The organism is Paenibacillus sp. FSL E2-0190 (genome assembly GCF_037992965.1).
In the GTDB taxonomy this organism is placed as follows: domain Bacteria; phylum Bacillota; class Bacilli; order Paenibacillales; family Paenibacillaceae; genus Paenibacillus_AQ; species Paenibacillus_AQ odorifer.
Genome location: NZ_CP150306.1, coordinates 4,878,609 through 4,896,690, shown reverse-complemented (window position 1 = coordinate 4,896,690; position 18,082 = coordinate 4,878,609). Strand labels below are relative to the sequence as shown.

General features: G+C 46.1%; 17 protein-coding genes. 12 read left to right on the top strand and 5 right to left on the bottom strand.

Features of this window, described 5'->3' with window-relative positions; translation table 11 throughout:
• Positions 1 to 39 precede the first annotated feature (39 nt).
• A complete protein-coding gene (locus NST25_RS21645) occupies positions 40 to 705 on the bottom strand; it encodes a hypothetical protein (protein ID WP_139332061.1) in 666 nt (221 codons plus the stop codon).
• A 137-nt stretch (positions 706 to 842) separates the two neighbouring features.
• Between NST25_RS21645 and NST25_RS21640 the strand changes: the two genes are divergently transcribed.
• The gene (locus NST25_RS21640) at positions 843 to 1,361 is read left to right on the top strand and encodes a DinB family protein (protein ID WP_076184145.1); all 519 of its coding nucleotides are present in this window, start codon (positions 843 to 845) and stop codon (positions 1,359 to 1,361) included.
• Between the two features lie 64 nt (positions 1,362 to 1,425).
• On the opposite strand, the gene NST25_RS21635 is transcribed toward NST25_RS21640, so the two are convergent.
• Positions 1,426 to 1,995 carry a thymidine kinase gene (locus NST25_RS21635; protein ID WP_036676019.1) on the bottom strand — a complete coding sequence of 190 codons (570 nt, stop codon included), beginning with the start codon at positions 1,993 to 1,995 and terminating at the stop codon, positions 1,426 to 1,428.
• Positions 1,996 to 2,131: 136 nt separating this feature from the next.
• Between NST25_RS21635 and NST25_RS21630 the strand changes: the two genes are divergently transcribed.
• From NST25_RS21630 to NST25_RS21620, 3 genes are read left to right on the top strand one after another with little or no spacing between them, the layout of a single operon-like run.
• Positions 2,132 to 2,362, top strand: a complete 231-nt coding sequence (locus NST25_RS21630) for a hypothetical protein (protein ID WP_036676022.1) — start codon at positions 2,132 to 2,134, stop codon at positions 2,360 to 2,362.
• Between the two features lie 17 nt (positions 2,363 to 2,379).
• The gene (locus NST25_RS21625) at positions 2,380 to 4,113 is read left to right on the top strand and encodes an ABC transporter ATP-binding protein (protein WP_076184143.1); all 1,734 of its coding nucleotides are present in this window, start codon (positions 2,380 to 2,382) and stop codon (positions 4,111 to 4,113) included.
• Entirely contained in the window at positions 4,094 to 5,953 is a 1,860-nt protein-coding gene (locus NST25_RS21620; RefSeq protein ID WP_076184140.1) for an ABC transporter ATP-binding protein, read from the top strand. Before NST25_RS21625 ends, NST25_RS21620 begins: the two co-directional genes overlap by 20 nt.
• A gap of 243 nt (positions 5,954 to 6,196) precedes the next feature.
• Here the strand turns inward: NST25_RS21620 and NST25_RS21615 are convergent, their stop codons facing one another.
• Entirely contained in the window at positions 6,197 to 6,502 is a 306-nt protein-coding gene (locus tag NST25_RS21615; protein ID WP_076129486.1) for a DUF2627 domain-containing protein, read from the bottom strand.
• A 167-nt stretch (positions 6,503 to 6,669) separates the two neighbouring features.
• Here NST25_RS21615 and lpdA point away from each other — a divergent pair, with 167 nt between their 5' ends.
• The 5 genes from lpdA (at position 6,670) to lipB (ending at position 12,545) form a co-directional block, all read left to right on the top strand.
• Positions 6,670 to 8,091, top strand: a complete 1,422-nt coding sequence (gene lpdA, locus NST25_RS21610; RefSeq protein WP_340392448.1) for a dihydrolipoyl dehydrogenase — start codon at positions 6,670 to 6,672, stop codon at positions 8,089 to 8,091.
• Positions 8,092 to 8,232: 141 nt separating this feature from the next.
• Positions 8,233 to 9,264: a thiamine pyrophosphate-dependent dehydrogenase E1 component subunit alpha gene (locus NST25_RS21605; RefSeq protein ID WP_076184133.1), complete on the top strand. Its 1,032-nt coding sequence runs from the start codon at positions 8,233 to 8,235 to the stop codon at positions 9,262 to 9,264.
• A gap of 3 nt (positions 9,265 to 9,267) precedes the next feature.
• Complete coding sequence (locus NST25_RS21600; RefSeq protein WP_340392447.1) at positions 9,268 to 10,254, top strand: alpha-ketoacid dehydrogenase subunit beta; 987 nt, start codon at positions 9,268 to 9,270, stop codon at positions 10,252 to 10,254.
• A 145-nt stretch (positions 10,255 to 10,399) separates the two neighbouring features.
• Entirely contained in the window at positions 10,400 to 11,770 is a 1,371-nt protein-coding gene (locus NST25_RS21595) for a dihydrolipoamide acetyltransferase family protein (RefSeq protein WP_076193183.1), read from the top strand.
• 55 nt (positions 11,771 to 11,825) lie between these two features.
• Complete coding sequence (gene lipB / locus NST25_RS21590; protein ID WP_340392446.1) at positions 11,826 to 12,545, top strand: lipoyl(octanoyl) transferase LipB; 720 nt, start codon at positions 11,826 to 11,828, stop codon at positions 12,543 to 12,545.
• Between the two features lie 70 nt (positions 12,546 to 12,615).
• Here lipB and prli42 read toward each other — a convergent pair whose 3' ends face one another.
• On the bottom strand, positions 12,616 to 12,717 hold the full coding sequence (prli42, locus tag NST25_RS21585; protein ID WP_094872112.1) for a stressosome-associated protein Prli42: 102 nt from the start codon (positions 12,715 to 12,717) through the stop codon (positions 12,616 to 12,618).
• A 94-nt stretch (positions 12,718 to 12,811) separates the two neighbouring features.
• Between prli42 and NST25_RS21580 the strand changes: the two genes are divergently transcribed.
• Positions 12,812 to 13,939, top strand: coding sequence for a tripeptidase T (locus NST25_RS21580; RefSeq protein WP_340392445.1), 1,128 nt, complete (start codon positions 12,812 to 12,814; stop codon positions 13,937 to 13,939).
• A 2,091-nt stretch (positions 13,940 to 16,030) separates the two neighbouring features.
• Here the strand turns inward: NST25_RS21580 and NST25_RS21575 are convergent.
• Positions 16,031 to 16,204: a hypothetical protein gene (locus NST25_RS21575; protein ID WP_179088798.1), complete on the bottom strand. Its 174-nt coding sequence runs from the start codon at positions 16,202 to 16,204 to the stop codon at positions 16,031 to 16,033.
• A 77-nt stretch (positions 16,205 to 16,281) separates the two neighbouring features.
• On the opposite strand from NST25_RS21575, the gene NST25_RS21570 reads away from it, so the two are divergent.
• The gene (locus NST25_RS21570) at positions 16,282 to 16,854 is read left to right on the top strand and encodes an NUDIX hydrolase (RefSeq protein ID WP_036676048.1); all 573 of its coding nucleotides are present in this window, start codon (positions 16,282 to 16,284) and stop codon (positions 16,852 to 16,854) included.
• Positions 16,845 to 18,044 carry an endonuclease Q family protein gene (locus NST25_RS21565; protein WP_076129492.1) on the top strand — a complete coding sequence of 400 codons (1,200 nt, stop codon included), beginning with the start codon at positions 16,845 to 16,847 and terminating at the stop codon, positions 18,042 to 18,044. Before NST25_RS21570 ends, NST25_RS21565 begins: the two co-directional genes overlap by 10 nt.
• Positions 18,045 to 18,082 lie beyond the last annotated feature (38 nt).

Here is an 18,082-nt window from a genome sequence, read left to right as displayed (position 1 = left end):
GTTTGCTCTGGATTACTTTTCTTAATGAACTCAACAATTTTAAGAGATAAATGATTCATAATTATTTCTGTCCTTTTTGTATGAGAAATATAGATATCCCCATAATAGTATTCCATAGAGAAATGGGATTATGAAAAAGAAACGAGATTCAAAAAAGTAGTTGAGTGAAGTAACGACAATTATTGTAGGAAGATTAAGAGCGAATAATATTTTTTCATTAGTCGTTGGTTTAATTTTTACATCGGGTTTATCAGGTACAAAGTCATATCCAATACGTTTATGACCTACATACATACCAATGAGAATCGCGGTTAATGCTGATAAAACCTGCATTGTAATCATGTTTTTGGTAATCGGATTCAAGATATTTAGAGGCATGATGATTACAGAGTTTAATAGATACATAAGACTGGTCTGAATCACCAAGTATGCTTGATAGGTCATCCCGGTTAATATAGAAGCGTAGAAGGGATGAATCCGGAATAACATCCACATAAAACAAAACATTAGTGCATATTGTGAGAAAATATCTAATGGAAACATCCCATAGTTGATCCTAATTGTATAAGAAGAAAAGCCCATAATAAAACTAGCAAACACCATCTCTTTATGATATAAATCAATTTTGAAGATTTTGAAAGCCAGAAAAAACATTGCATAAGTCTCTAGTATTGAAAATATCATAAAAAGAATAAAATCTAGCATGCCGACACTCCCGATGACTTCTAGTTTAACCAACCCTATTATTGCAAGTATCGTATAAAATGAGCTGAAATACAACAACTACAGTATAATTTTCCTCCTATTTTTTCAAAAAAATTCAAAATGAGAGGGGTTTAGACATGGACCGACGTCCAGAAAGCAGTGAGTATCTCAAAGAATTATCAAAATATGTCGATTTAGTGCCAGCTGAAGGAGACATGATTACTATTTTTAGAGAGCAGACGGATGAGATTTGCACTTTTATTTCGAATCTTACGGAAGAACAAGGGGACTATCGTTACGCTCCGGAGAAATGGAGTATCAAGGAAATGGTCGGACATCTGGCTGATACCGGAAGAATCATGTCCTACCGTTTATTGTGCATCGCCAGAGGGGATACGACTCCACTGCCGGGTTTTGAAGAGAAAGACTATGTACTTACCGCCAATTTCGAAGCGCACACTTTAAAAGCATTGCTGGCCCACTACAAGCTTGTTCGAGAATCGACATTACTCCTAATGGAAACTCTGCCGGAGGAAGCATGGATCCGGAAGGGAATAGTTAACGAGGCTACTCTTTCTGCGAGAGCTCAGGCCTGCATTATGATTGGACATGACCATCATCATTTGAATATTCTTAAAGAAAGATATTTAGGGTAATATCTTCTTAATCAAAAAAGCATTCCAATAGCCTTTATGGCTTTGGGATGCTTTTTATACACGGCTATAGCGGTGGATTCTTGTGACATTTGCGGCATACCGGATAGTAAGCTTCATTGCCACCAATCTGGATTTGCTTGCCGCTATATACGGGCTTGCCGTTTTCTACTCGTAGAGCCATAGTAGCTTTGCGCTCGCAGAACCAGCAGATCGTCTTCATTTCCTCAATTTTATCAGCGTAGATCAGCATATATTTGCTGCCTTCAAATAACTGATTCTGAAAATCATTTTTAAGTCCGAAAGCCATTACCGGAATGCCCAGCTCATCAACGATACGCACTAGCTGGAGAATACATTCCTTGCTTAGAAATTGACATTCATCAATAAGTACACAGTGTGGTTTAGGTTGGTTACTGCTGACGATATTATAAATATCTGTGTTCTCATCGATGGGGATTGCTTGTTTCCGAAGCCCAATACGAGAAGAAATAAAACCAACCTCGTCCCGGTCGTCTATGGATGGAGTGAAAATGAGCACCGATTTCCCCTGCTCTTCATAATTATGTGCAACCTTGAGTATCTCAATAGATTTACCACTGTTCATTGCTCCGTATTTGAAAAACAATTGTGCCACTTCCATCTATCCTTTCGTAAAAAACATTGATTATATCTTAAAAATGCGACCATATTAGAGTATCATATTCGGATCAGATGTATCCAGTGAAAACATTGCGATTGATTGGATGTGGTATGATAAGAGGTAATAAGAGATGGGAAAGGAAGTAATAAGTGTGACTGAAAGATTAGACGAATATAAGGAACGGTTAGCTCTTTTGCAGCAGAATGGAGATTTATCCAGTGACACTGAAAGCTTGCTGGAAGAAATGATGGCGGATTTGGTGGAATTGAATCGGAGTAATAAAGCACTGCGTCGAGCAATACTGAAAACTGGACAGGCTTCCACGATGTCAACTCGGTTAAGGGATGCACTGTACGAATAGAAAAAGAGGGTATGCGAATGGCTTTGATTTTCTCTTTTCTCAAAAAATATAAGGTAGCTGCAATAGCTGCCCTTGTAATGATGCTCATTGAATTGACGGTAGAATTATCACAGCCTTTGATCATTTCCAAAATCATTGACTTGGGGATCCGAGAAAAAGATACCTCTGTAGTATGGCTGTGGGGCAGTGTATTGATCGGCAGCGCGGTAGTTGCGTTTACAGCCGGGGTACTCAGTTCTTTTTTTGCTGCCCATGCAAGTCAGAGCTTTGCGTTCGATCTTAGGGACAAATTGTACGAAAAGGTACAGTCTTTTACGTATGAAGTATTTAATCGTTTTGCTACTTCGTCACTGATTACCCGTCTGACTGGCGATGTATCACAGCTGCAGGATACTATTTTTATGAGCTTGCGCTTTATGACACGGGTGCCACTTGTTGTGGTAGGCAGTGTGATTATGGCGTTAGTTGTTCATGTGAAGCTGGGATTACTGCTGACGGTGGCGTTACCTTTGTTGATTTTTTTCCTCTATTGGATTATGAGAAAAGCTTCCTTGTTATTTCGTACGGTCCAGCAGCGTTTAGACGGAGTTAATGGCGTGATTCAGGAGAACCTTACGGGTATTCGCTTGATCCGCGTATTTGTGCGTATGGGGTATGAGATTGAACGTTTCACGGTATTTAGCGGGAATTTGATGAGATCAACAGTGTCTGCCTTGCGTTTGACTGAGACGACGATGCCTTTTGTTATGCTTATTGTGAATGCGGCGATTTTGGCGATTTTATGGTTTGGACGGATAGCCATTTCCAGCGGGGATGCTACTTTGGGTCAGACTGTTGCTGTTATTAATTACTCCTTGCGAACAATTGGAGCGTTATCAGCTATCTCTGGTCTTGTTGTAACGTTTTCCCGCGCTCGTGCCTCCTCTCAACGTGTTTCAGAAGTTATGGAAGCGGGAGCTGGAGTTCGTGAAGGCGGGACTTTGCAAGGTGAGCCGATTCAGGGCCACGTTAAATTTGAAGGCGTTTGCTTTAAGTATCCTAATAGTGATATCTCTGTCCTGGAGGACATTCATTTTGAAGTAGCTGCTGGTGAGCGAGTAGCGATTATGGGGGCGACCGGATCAGGAAAATCCTCACTCGTGAGTTTGATTCCGCGCTTGTATGAAGAGACAGACGGCACCATTTGGATTGACGGTGAAAAAAGTGCTGATATCGATATTTCCAGACTGCGGAAATCGATAGGTTATGTGCCTCAGGAATTGCAGCTTTTCAGCGGATCAATTCGCGATAATATTGCATGGGGCAATGAACACGCCACACTGGAACAAATCCAACAAGCAGCGGGAGCTGCACAAATTCACGAGACGGTAAAAGGGTTGCCAGATGGTTATGACACGATGCTTGGTCAACGAGGGGTTAATCTCTCCGGCGGACAAAAGCAGCGGTTAACGATTGCCCGTGCACTTGTTAGAAAACCGGCTATGTTGATCCTTGATGACAGCACCAGTGCCCTTGATGCGGTTACGGAAGGGCTTTTGCTGGAGGCGCTAAAGGATATCTCCTGTACAACCTTTTTGATTACTCAGAAAATCAGTTCAACGGCATCAGCCGATTTGATCCTGTTGCTGGATGAGGGACGATTAATTGGCAAAGGCTCGCATAAGGAGCTTATGGCAAGCTCCGAGCTGTACCGCAAGATTTATGAATCACAGGTAGAGGAGGCGAAGCAGCATGTTCAAAGCATTAATTGAACCTTTTCGTCATCCTAAACCGAATTTTGAACTTGGCGTGGGACGAAGTCTAGGGACAGCATCTGGCGGCAAACCCAAAGCAAAGGCGAAGGATTGGTCAGGGACGCTGATCCGGATCTGGAGTTATCTAGCTGAGCGTAAAGCCAAGCTTATTCTTGTACTGATCATGGTTGTCTTCAGCTCAGCGCTAGCGCTGCTGGGGCCATACATGATTGGCAGAGCGGTGGATAATTATCTGGAAGGTACCGGCGGGCGATCATGGGTTGTTTTTCTGACAAGCCTTGCTTGTGTGTACATTTTTTATTCTCTGACTTCTTGGCTGCAAAACATATGGATGATCGAAATTGCTCAAGAAACTGTATTACGGATGCGTACGGAGCTATTCTCCCATTTACACCGTCTGCCTATTTCCTTTTTTAATCGGAGACAGCAGGGGGAAATTATGAGCCGTCTTACCAATGATATCGAGAACGTCAGCTCTACGTTGAATAGCTCGGCTATTCAGATATTTTCAAGTGTCTTAACCTTGCTAGGAACCGTAGGGGTTATGCTGTGGCTTAGTCCCTTGTTGACGCTGCTCACATTCCTCGTAGTGCCTTTGATGTTGTTAGGCATGCGCTGGATTACACGCCGTACAGGCCCACTATTTAAAGAACGTCAGCGCAATGTAGGGGAGCTTAACGGTTATATTGAGGAGACCTTATCCGGACAACGGATTATCAAGGCTTTTTCACAAGAGGAACGCGTCATCTCTGGTTTTCATGAACGCAACAAGCGAATTATGCTGTCAGGCTACTGGGCGCAGTCCATTTCTGGTTTCATCCCCAAGCTTATGAATGGTCTTAATAATCTCAGCTTCGCCATAGTTGCAGGAATTGGTGGTCTGCTTGCGATCCGTGGGTCGATTACAGTGGGTGTGATCATCGTATTCGTGGAATATACCCGCCAGTTTACTCGTCCGCTTAATGATTTAGCGAATCAGTGGAATACCTTGCTCTCAGCGGTGGCAGGGGCCGAGCGGGTGTTTGAAGTGCTGGACGAAGAGACCGAGGCTAAAGATGAAGGTGCAGCCAAATCACTTGAAACTGTACAGGGTGCGGTGAAGTTTGAAAATGTAGCCTTTTCTTATGATGGAGGTTCTAACACGCTGCAGGATATCAGCTTTGTAGCGAAGCCTGGCGAGATGATCGCTTTAGTTGGACCTACCGGTGCTGGCAAAACAACGCTAATTGGGCTGTTATCCCGTTTCTATGATCCTAATCAGGGGAAAATCACGCTGGATGGCTTAGATATCACTTCGATTCGGCGGGAAAGCTTGAGAAGTCATATGGCCTTTGTATTGCAGGATTCCTTTTTGTTCAAAGGGAGTATCCGCGATAACATCCGATACGGGAGGCTGGATGCGTCCGATGAAGAGGTTGAAGAGGCGGCTAAGCTGGCCAATGCCCATTCTTTTATTATGCGAATGCCCGAAGGTTATGAACGGATGCTCTCGGCGGATGGCAGCGGTATAAGCCAAGGGCAGAAGCAGCTGCTCTCCATTGCGAGAGCGATTCTTGCTAACCCCTCTATGCTTGTGCTTGATGAAGCAACCAGCAGTATTGATACAGTGACCGAGATCAAGATTCAGGAAGGGCTGCAGGCGCTGATGAAAGGGCGAACGAGCTTCGTCATTGCTCATAGACTTGGCACGATACGTGCAGCTGATCGAATTCTTGTGCTTCAGGGCGGCAGATTATTGCAGCAAGGCTCTCATGAAGAGCTGCTGAAGCAAGGCGGACTGTACAGCGAGTTGGTACAGGGGCGGCGGAAAGAGGCGCTTGATAAGGCGGGTATTTAAGAAAAAGGCGGGAATTTTCAGGGAGCGCAGATTGCGTCCATGAAGTTCTCGCCTTTATGTTATTTATGATAGATAACGAGCACCAGATCGGGTGAGCTGGGAGGGTTTGAAATATGGGGGAATCTATTGTACAAATTACAATCAGCAGGGTAATAAGGCTTGATTGTGTGCGATTCGAGATTCAGATGATCAGGTGAATAAATGATGAGATGAAAAAGCTGATCCTAAGTTTAGCATAGCCTCTTAAGAGATCGTTTCCTGCGTTCCGGCTTGTTTCGCCTTTTGCTTCTCCTTGAACCTTGGACCTACGTAATTCTTCTTACGGTCCCTAGCCAGAATCCAGCCACCAAGGAAAGTCATGCCAGCTGCGAAGAGCAACAATCCACCACCGAAATGCAGCCAAGCAAAGTGGGGCACAACAGAATCATCACCATGCATGGATATGTAATCAAAAATATCATCCTTCATCATGAGGAAGCCCTTCATTGCTATTAAGCCCGGAAACACAAGAATAAGGATGGCAATGAAGCGTGAAATTAACAGTTTCATAAGTGTCTCCTACCCCTCTTAGCCCTTTAGATTCACCCATATGATAACGCTTTAGCAAGAAAAAGTCCATTTGCATATGACGTTTATAAGTTTTGTAATAGAGCAAAAAGAGAGTACAATATACTAAGTAAAATGAACTTACGTGTAATGACTGGAGGATACATATCATGACAATTTCATGTGACGTGGCCATACTTGGCGGAGGTACTGGAGGGTATGTGGCGGCTATTCGCGCTGCACAGCTTGGAAAGTCCGTTGTCGTCATCGAAATGGACAAACTGGGAGGAACCTGTCTGCATCGGGGCTGCATTCCTAGTAAATCGCTGCTCCGTAGTGCAGAGGTATATGCTGAAATCAATGAGAGCGAGAGCTATGGCATTGAGACAAGCGGTGTACAGCTGGTATTCCCAAAGGTACAGAAACGCAAAGAAGCTGTAGTTGAGCAACTTCATCAAGGCGTACAATATTTGATGCGCAAAAATAAAATACAAGTTGTCAAAGGTAAAGGGCGCGTAACGGGTCCTTCTATTTTTTCTCCGCGCAGCGGTGCTGTAGCTGTGGAACTGGAAGATGGGGAGATGGAAACAGTAGTTTCCAGCCATCTTATTATCGCTACGGGCTCACGCCCACGAGTATTGCCTGGTCTCGAACCAGACGGGAAAGTGATTCTTAGCAGTGATGAAGCGCTCATGCTCGAAGAGCTGCCATCCTCTATCATCATTGTGGGCGGTGGTGTAATTGGGGTCGAATGGGCTTCAATGCTGGCTGATTTTGGAGTGCAGGTGACTGTGGTTGAAGCGGCAGGTCAGTTACTGCCTCAAGAGGATGAAGAGATAGCTAAGGAACTGCAACGTTTATTGAAAAAGCGTGGGGTTAAGGTACTGACTGAAACTACAGTGGATGCTGCAACCTGCCAGGTAACGGAGGATGGAATTTCGATCGAAGCCCGTAAGGGAGAGCAAAGTCAAAGCCTAACGGCAGAAAAATTGCTTGTATCCGTAGGCAGAGTGGCCAACATCGAGAATATTGGACTGGAAAACACAGACATTCGCTTTGACAAAGGGATTATTGCTGTAAACGCTAGTATGCAGACGGCAGAGCCGCATATTTATGCCATTGGCGACTGCATCGGTGGGCTTCAATTGGCTCATGCAGCCAGTCATGAAGGGATAATGGCGGTTAATCATCTATCTGGTGAGAAGCTACATCCTTATCATACACATTTAGTACCACGCTGTGTCTATACTCGGCCTGAGGTAGCAAGTGTGGGCTACACCGAGAAGGAAGCTAAACAGCTTGGACATGATGTAGTGATTGGGAAGTTCCCATTCTCGGCCATTGGTAAGGCAATTGTATATGGCCAGAAGGACGGATTTGTCAAAGTTGTAGCCGATCGTAGCAGTGGAGATATTCTTGGTGTGCAGATGATTGGTCCTCATGTGACGGATCTAATTGGAGAAGCGGCCTTGGCACAGCTACTGGATGCAACACCTTGGGAGATTGGTGAAGCTATACATGCTCACCCTACCCTTTCGGAGATTATCGGAGAAGCAATGTTAGCTGTGGATGGAAGATCTATTGGATTTTAGTTTTTCTTAGCTTTTCTTTTTGGGTAGAAAGGGATTATAATATACTCAAGTCAAGTCTTAGTACCAGGTTTTAAGATCAGGGCACAATTGGTCTTAATTCCTGTAAGACTTCAGGCTTTATGAATAAGGAGGTATCTCTTTATGGAACCCCAAGGTACTGTAGAAACGATTAACAGACATAAGCAGCTTGGACTTAGTGACGGCCAGGTCATCGATATGTACAGATATATGTCGCTCGCTCGTAAATACGATGAGCGCAGTCTGCTGCTTCAGCGCGCTGGCAAGATCAACTTTCATGTCTCCGGTATAGGCCAGGAGGCGGGTCAGGTGGCGGCGGCGTTCGCGCTGGACCGGCAAAATGATTATTTTTTACCTTATTACCGCGATTATGCTTTCGTGCTCTCAGTGGGTATGACTACACGCGAACTTATGTTGTCCGTATTCGCTAAGGCAGAAGATCCAAACAGTGGTGGGCGGCAAATGCCGGGTCACTTTGGCAGCAAACGTCTGCGTATTGTGACAGGGTCAAGCCCTGTAACCACTCAGGTCCCTCATGCGGTTGGCTTTGCTCTGGCGGCCAAAATGCAGAAGAAGAAATTCGTCTCCTTTGTAACCTTCGGTGAAGGTTCCAGCAATCAGGGGGATTTTCATGAAGCTTGTAACTTTGCCGGAGTGAATAAGCTGCCGGTTATTATCATGTGCCAGAACAATCAGTACGCAATCTCTGTTCCTGTTCATAAACAGTTAGGCGGCAAGGTTAGCGACCGTGCACTGGGTTATGGATTTCCTGGTGTGCGTGTAGACGGAAACGATCCGCTTGAGGTTTATCGTGTCGTTAAGGAAGCGCGGGAAAGAGCCCTCGCGGGTGAAGGTCCTACGCTGATTGAAGCGATGATGTACCGTTTGTCTCCACACTCCACCTCAGATAATGATCTGGCTTACCGGACCAAAGAAGAGGTTGATGAGAACTGGAAGAAGGACGGCGTAGCAGGATTCCGTAATTACTTGATCGGTCTGGGATTGTGGAGTGACGAGCAAGAACAAGATCTTGCTGCTGAATGCAATCTTGAGCTTAAAGCGGCTATCGAGTATGCCGATAATGCTCCGTTCCCGAAACCGGAAGACACACTGCTGCATGTATACAGTGATTCCGACCTCAAAGGAGGGGCATAAACCATGGCTATAATGGAATATATCGATGCCATCAGGCTCGCGATGAAGGAAGAAATGGAGCGCGATGATTCCGTGTTCGTGCTTGGTGAGGACGTTGGTCTCAAAGGCGGCGTATTTACCACAACTAAAGGTCTACAGGAACAGTTTGGCGAAGAGCGGGTTATGGATACACCCCTCGCTGAATCAGCGATTGCTGGTGTAGCCATCGGAGCAGCTATGTACGGAATGAAACCAATAGCTGAAATGCAATACTCCGACTTTATGCTTCCGGCGACGAATCAAATTATCAGTGAAGCGGCTAAAATCCGCTATCGTTCAAATAACGATTGGAGTTGCCCGGTTGTCATTCGTGCTCCTATTGGCGGCGGGGTGTTCGGCGGTTTGTATCATTCACAGTGTCCAGAATCGATTTTCTTTGGTACACCTGGATTGAAGATTGTAGCGCCTTACTCCGCTTATGATGCTAAAGGATTGCTGAAGGCAGCTGTACGTGATCCTGATCCGGTGCTTTTCTTTGAGAACAAAAAGTGTTACAAGCTGATCAAGGAAGAAGTACCGGAAGGGGATTACACCGTTCCAATTGGCGAAGCTAATCTGCTGCGTGAGGGAACGGATATTACGGTGATTGGCTACAGTCTCCCGCTGCATTTTGCTATGCAGGCTGCGGAAGAATTGGAATGCGAGGAAGGAATTACAGCACATATTCTTGATCTGCGTACCTTGCAACCGCTGGATCGTGATGCGATTATTGCTGCTGCCCGTCAGACCGGTAAGGTATTGATTGTGCATGAAGATAATAAAACAGGCGGAATTGGCGGCGAAGTGGCGGCCATTATCGCTGAGCATTGTCTGTTCGAGCTGGATGCACCAATCTTCCGTCTTTGTGGTCCCGATGTTCCGGCGATGCCAATCAGCCCGCCAATGGAGAAGTTTTTCATGCTAAGTAAAGAAAAAGTGAAGGCGGAAATGCTCCGGCTGGCACAATATTAATTTGTTGAGTAGATGCGAAGCTTCCTAAAACTCAGGTGATGCTGACGAAGCTTCGTAAAACTTTAAGAATATGCTTACGAAGCAAGTTTTACTATGTAGTCTTTCTAAGAGTCAATGCTTCGTAAAACTTTTAAGGAGTGAAAAGATGTCTGACAACCAAAAGTTGACTGACGTGATCATGCCGCAGCTGGCGGAATCGCTAGTATCGGCGACGATCGGAAAATGGCTGAAGAAACCGGGCGATCCGGTAGAGCAATACGAACCAATATGTGAGCTTATTACAGATAAAGTAAATGCTGAATTACCTTCAACGATAGATGGAGTTATGGGTGAACTATTGGCGGAAGAAGGCCAGGTTGTCAATGTCGGCGAAGTCATTTGTCGTATAGCCGTGCCTGTGACTGCATCTGCTGCTGCAAACGTGACTAACACTAACACAGTTGCAGCTAATTCCTCTAATAATGTTGCAGGACAAAGTGCGACTTCAACTGCTGGCGATATGATGCGTGCACGCTATTCTCCTGCGGTACAGACTTTGGCTGCTGAACATAACATCGATCTGACTTTAGTTGCTGGTACTGGTATGGGTGGTCGGATTACCCGTAAGGATGTGCTGACTTTCCTCGAAAGCGGCGGAGCTAGATCTGCAGCTTCGATTTCTGCTAGCCAGCCTGCCCCAATGGCGTCACAACCGCCTGCTCCACAGTTCGTTCAAGCCCAAGAGAAGAAGGCAGAAGAGCCACTTCGCCATTCGGGTCTACACTTGAGCGAATCTCCTCGTATTCCAACAATTGAAGTTGAGGGTGGCAGAGGCAGCAGTTCTGAATACCTGATTGATGTAACGCCAATCCGGAATACAATTGCTACAAGAATGCGTCAAAGTGTCTCTGAGATTCCGCATGCTTGGACAATGATTGAGGTAGACGTGACTAATCTGGTCGCACTGCGCAATAAACATAAGGATGAGTTCAAGCGTAAAGAAGGTATCAATCTAACCTATCTGGCTTTCATGATGAAGGCTGTTGTGAGTGCGATTAAGGATTACCCGATTATGAACTCTGTCTGGGCTGTAGACAAAATTATTGTCAAACGTGATATCAATATCTCGTTAGCGGTAGGTACAGAAGATTCGGTTATCACTCCTGTGATTAAGAAGGCTGATCAGAAAAATGTCGCTGGGTTGGCTCGTGAGATTGATGAATTGGCACAAAAAACACGCGAAGGCAAACTGAGCCTGGAAGATTTGCAGGGAGGGACTTTCACTGTAAATAATACAGGCTCGTTTGGCTCCATTCTTTCTTATCCAATCATTAACTATCCACAGGCAGCGATTTTAACATTTGAATCGATTGTAAAAAGACCTGTGGTTATTAACGATATGATAGGTGTGCGATCAATGGCTAATATTTGTCTGTCGCTCGATCATCGGATTCTGGACGGAGTCATTTGTGGTCGTTTCTTGCAACGCGTCAAGGATAATATTGAAGGATATACCCCGGATACGAAACTTTACTAAAATAATAACGAGCCAAACTGTGCAGGCATGAGACTGAAAAAGGGGACCTGACGGTATGAATAATTCGGATATTCGTAAGCTGCAGATTTCATATGACCCTACTATGGAGTATGGGACGGCCTGGGAGCTGCAAAAAGAAAGTGTGCATGCCATTGATTCTGGCGAGCAGCCGGAGAGACTTATTCTTTTGCAGCATCCGCCTACCTATACTATTGGTTCACAAAATCATCCTGAACATCTTCTCTTGGATCATGAGCAGCTCGAAGAAAAAGGAATCGCGCTGTTTGAAATCGATCGCGGAGGAGATATTACATATCACGGACCCGGTCAGCTTGTAGGTTATCCGATCCTTAAGCTCGGAGAAGATGGCAAAGTGGATTTGCATGGGTACTTGCGCAGTCTGGAGGCTGTTATTATTGATTATTTGGCATCCTACGGTATTGCCGGAGATCGTAAACCGGAGTACACCGGAGTATGGGTTGGCGATGAGAAGATCTGTGCTATAGGTGTGAAGTTTAATAAGAGTAAATTTAGAAGAGGTTTTATTACCAGTCATGGTTTTGCTTTTAACATTTCTGAGGGGATTGCGGCGCGCGGGTTTCAAGGGATTATTCCATGCGGGATCACCGATTTTGGGATAACTTCTCTAGAGGAATGTGCAGGTCGTCGATTTGAGCTTCAAGAGGTGGCTAGAGAGCTGGTTCCATACTTCTTGAAACATTTCCCATATGAAGAGCTGATGGATACTTTCTGTGATATGGCAAAGGTTGATTAAGAACAAACGTGCAGGCCAAATAGCGGCAAGGTGTTCCTAGCCGCTATTATTAATGCTCCCTGAGCAATGTTTAACCTGCAAGGAACGGCTCGATAACCATAAATAGCGTAGAGGCAATCATGGCAAACAACATGACGTAGATGAAGATCTTGAACCATTTATTACGTTGCATGGGTAACTCCTTTAGATTTAGTTTAAGTTATTAACATGAAGATGGTAATGTCGTACAACCATTGTACCGTATTCACGAAAGAGAGGGAAGTCCAGTGATTTCACAAGACCGATTGATTCAGGAGTTTATGGAACTTGTCCAAGTTGATAGCGAAACAAGAAATGAACGGCAGATTGCCGATGTCCTTAAGAGTAAGTTTAACGAACTGGGTTTAGAAGTGCTCGAAGACGATTCCCAGGAAAGAACCGGACATGGAGCAGGTAATCTATTCATTACCTGGCCAGCTGAGAATGGAGGAGCTGCTCCAAAGCTTCTGTTCACTTGCCATATGGATACGGTTGTTCCCGGACAAAATATCAAGCCTACACTTGGTTCAGATGGATGGATTACAAGTGATGGTACTACGATTCTTGGAGCTGATGATAAAGCAGGACTTGCTGCATTGTTCGAAGCCATTCGTGTGATCCAAGAGCAAAAGCTTCCGCATGGTCAGATTCAATTCGTGATTACAGCGGGTGAAGAATCTGGATTGCTGGGCGCACGTTCGATGGATCCAAGCAACTTGGATGCAGACTTCGGCTTTGCACTTGATTCCAATGGTGAAGTTGGAGCGATTGCGGTCGCAGCACCGACACAGGCTAAAATCACGATGCAAATCTTTGGAAAATCGGCTCATGCTGGCGTGAACCCAGAGGACGGCATCAGCGCAATTCAAGTCGCTAGCAAAGCGATTGCAGCCATGAGGCTGGGTCGTATTGATAACGAAACCACAGCGAATATTGGAAAGTTCGCTGGCGGCGGCCCAACGAATGTAGTGTGCGATCACGTCCAGCTGGATGCAGAAGCACGCAGTATTGTGCAGGAGAAGGTTGGCGATCAAATCGCTTCGATGCGCGAAGCGCTCGAGACAACTGTGCGGGAATACGGCGCAGAATGCGAATTCCGCAGTGAAATCATCTACCCTGCTTTTAGCTTTAATGAACATGATCCGGTAGTGCAGCTTGCACAGCGGGCCATTACTTCTATGGGGCTTACTCCACGTCTGTTCCACTCTGGCGGAGGTAGTGACGCTAACGTGTTCAACGGTCTAGATGTTCCGACTGTTAACCTTGCAGTGGGTTATGAACATATCCATACTACCAAGGAACGGATTAAAGCCGAAGATATCGTTAAAGTGGCTGAACTCGTTGTGAATATTGTAAAAGAGAGCGTAAAGGGCTAACCACCTTATAAAACAGCAGAGCAGCGATTCTACCGTAACGGAGGATTGCTGCTCTGTATTTTTTATGTCGTGTTAGTGTAGCTATATTTAGAGCAATCCAAAAAAGTCATGCGACCTCTAACGCTGCTTTTGGCGAGTCTCGAAGTAGAGATTTTCAGAATTCCCGGATGCCACCCCTCTCTTGAGGCGAAAGGACCCAGATGACGCTATAAGCAAAATTATCGCCATTTGAGCAGAGTATCGGACACGAGCGCAGCTATTCCTTAATAAGAGGACCATATAGTGTGTTTTTCGTGCCGATAGCGTCACTGGGGTCCGATAGAATCGTAAAAGTGGGGAAAAGCCACGTTAAAGGTCAACCGAGTCCGATAGCGCGAGTCACTTCCGATGTCAGAGAGCGATAGCGCCAAGTCCGCCCCCTCTCTTGAGGCGAAAGGACCCAGATGACGCTATAAGCAAAATTATCGCCATTTGAGCAGAGTTTCGGACACGAGCGCAGCTATTCCTTAATAAGAGGAGCAAATAGTGTGTTTTTCGCGCCGATAGCGATACTGGGGTCCGATAGCATAGCAAAAGTGGGGAAAAGGTGTGTTTAAGTGCAGCTGTGTCCGATAGCGCGAGTCACACACAGCAAAGAGTCGCATTCGATAACACAGAGACACATTACACAGCGCAGAGTCAGCAACGAGTCACATTCGATAGTACTGAGACACATCACATAGCACAGAGACACAACCGATAGCGCCAAGTCCGCCCCCTCTCTTGAGGCGAAAGGACCCAGATGACGCTAAAAGCAAAATTATCGCCAATTGAGCAGAGTTTCGGACACCAGCGCATCTATTCCATAAGAAGAGGAGCATATAGTGTGTTTTTTGTACCGATAGCATCACTGGGGTCCGATAACATAGCAAAAGTGGGGAAAAGGTGTGTTTAAGGTCAACTGAGTCCGAAAGCGCGAGTCACACACAGCAAAGAGTCACATTCGATAACACAGAGACACATTACACAGCGCAGAGTCAGCAACGAGTCACATTCGATAGTACTGAGACACATCACACAGCACAGAGACACAACCGATAGCGCCAAGTCCGCCCCCTCTTTTGAGGCTAAAGGACCCAGATGACGCTATAAGCAAAATTATCGCCATTTGAGCAGAGTTTCGGACACCCGTGCAGCTATTCCTTATAAAGAAGAGCATATAGTGTGTTTTTCGTGCCGATAGCGTCACTGGGGTCCGATAGCATAGCAAAAGTGGGGAAAAGGTGTGTTTAAGGTCAACTGAGTCCGATAGCGCGAGTCACTTCCAATGGGCAGAGAGCGACAGCACCAAGTCCGCCCCCTCACTTGAGGCGAAAGGACCCAGATGACGCTAAAAGCAAAATTATCGCCATTTGAGAGGAGTTTCGGACACGAGCGCAGCTATTCCATAAGAAGAGGAGCATACAGTGTGTTTTTCGTGCTGATAGCGTCACTGGGGTCCGATAGCATAGCAAAAGTGGGGAAAAGGTGTGTTTAAGGTCAACTGAGTCCGATAGCGCGAGTCATTTCCGATGGGCAGAGAGCGACAGCGCCAAGTCCGCCCCCTCTGTTGAGGCGAAAGGACCCAGATGACGCTAAAAGCAAAATTATCGCCATTTGAGAAGAGTATCGGACACGAGAGCAGCTATTCCTTATAAAGAGGAGCATATAGTGTGTTTTTCGTGCCGATAGCGTCACTGGGGTCCGATAGCATAGCAAAAGTGCGGAAAAGGTGTGTTTAAGGTCAACCGAGTCCGATAGCGTACAAAGGTAGGCGCAATAGCAACCTAATCAAACAACTTGTGCTAGATATCAGCATCGTGAGCGATCAACAAGTTGTGTCTGACGCCAGCATGGTGAGCGATCAACAAGTTGTGTCACATGCCAGCATCGTAAGCCCATTAGTTGCTTAATCAATCAACCTGTGCCCAATACCAGCGGCCTAAGCGCAATTCCCCCTAATCGGGGCGACGCAAAAAGACTGGGGTGCCCCAGCAGCCATTTCATGGCTTTTGAGACACCCCCTATAGTTGTGTGAACATGTATGGCTAAGTCCCAAAGGAGAGGATGAATTCATCCTGCCTTGGACGGAAGGATTGCGGATTGATCGTGCAGGGAAAGAATGTATGCCATGGGCATATCGCGCCCATACTGCTGGATCCATCCAGCCAAGATGGCCTTTATTTCCTCCGGCTTACCTACCATCATAACTGCGGATGAGCTTGTACGGCTGAAGATTTCGTTCATCTGAAATTCCTTCTTTCCCTTTAAGTTTGCTATAATACACCGTATGCACAATAGAGAAAAAGGAGACCAGAAACTTTATGGGAGAACAACATTTGCACAGCAAACCCGAGCTTGATGAAGTGACATTGTCTACACAGCCTGTTTTTGATGGGAAGATTATATCTTTGCAGGTGGACACAGTGAGACTGCCTGATGGAAATACTGCGACACGTGAAGTTGTGAAGCATCCCGGCGCCGTAGCGGTGCTTGCTTTAAACAACAACAAAATGCTTGTTGTAGAGCAATACCGTCAGCCCATGCAGCGCACTGAGGTAGAAATTCCGGCTGGGAAGCTGGATAAAGGTGAAGATCCATTAGTTGCGGCTGGTCGTGAACTTCAGGAAGAGACTGGATTTCACAGTGGAGATCTGAAATTGCTTAAATCTTTCTATACTTCTCCCGGCTTCGCCGATGAGATTATTCATTTGTATGTGACTACTAACGCTCAACCAGGGGACATGTCACTGGACGAGGATGAATTTCTAGAGGTTTCGGAGCTTACCCTGGAGGAAGCGTATCAATATATGGCTGACGGGCGCATCGCGGATGCAAAAACGATGATGGCAGTGTACGCTTGGCATCTATACACGCTGACAGGCCAATGGAATTAACAACTGAACTGAAGAGTTTCTATTGCGATTTGCATGTTCATATTGGGCGAACGTCGGAAGGTCAGGCTGTCAAAATTAGCGGCAGCCGCGAGCTTACCTTTGCGGGCATTGCCAAAGAAGCTGCAGAGCGCAAGGGACTAGAAATGATCGGTATTATAGATAGTCATTCACCTGGCGTACTGCGGGATATTCAGCGCTCTTTGGAATCTGGAGAGATGACGTTAGCTGAAGGTGGAGGCATTGCTTACCGAGGGACTACGATCATTCTGGGAACAGAGATTGAAATCCGCGAGCCTGGGCGAAAAGAGTGCCATGTGCTCGCCTACATGCCGGACGTGGAACGCATGACCGACTTTAGTGCGTGGATGAGCCGCTATATGCGGAATGTGAATCTAAGTTCCCAGCGCCTGTATGCTCCGGCTAGGGAGCTTCAGGATGAGATTTACGGGCGGGGAGGCATTCTTATCCCTGCACATATTTTCACGCCTCACAAGGGCTTGTACGGCTGTGCTGCCGAGCGTATGGCGGACATCTTTGATCTGGAACGCATAGCTGCGGTTGAACTTGGGCTGAGTGCAGATTCCGAAATGGCTGGATATCTCTCTGAACTGGATGATTTCACGTTTCTAACCAACTCAGATGCGCATTCACTGGGTAAGTTAGGGCGTGAGTATAATGTGATGGAGCTGGCACAGCCTTCGTTCGCTGAACTACGGCTTGCACTGGAACGTAAAGATGGGCGGAAGGTAAGTGCTAATTTCGGACTTAATCCGCGGCTTGGCAAATACCACCGGAGCTATTGCGGGGGCTGTGGAAGTATTATTGATGAGGCTTATGTCAACTCGGATCGTTGCCAGTATTGCGGCAGTCTTAAGCTGGTTAGAGGTGTATTTGACCGGATCCTAGATATTGCGGACCGCAAGACGCCGTTAGTGCCTGCTGACCGTCCACCCTATCATTATCAGGTTCCGCTTGAATTTATCCCGGGGTTAGGGAAGGCGAAGATGAACGCGTTACTGCAAGCGTTTGGAACTGAGATGAACATTTTACATGGTTGTGGTGAAGCGGAAATTGCCAGCGTTGTAGGTGCGGATCTGGCGTCGATGATCGTCCAGGCCCGCTCTGGAATTTTGGAACTATCAGCAGGCGGTGGCGGGACGTACGGTAAAGTGGTTCAGCCCAGAAAGTAGAGGCATTACCTGAAGGACAAGTCATATCGCGGGACGTT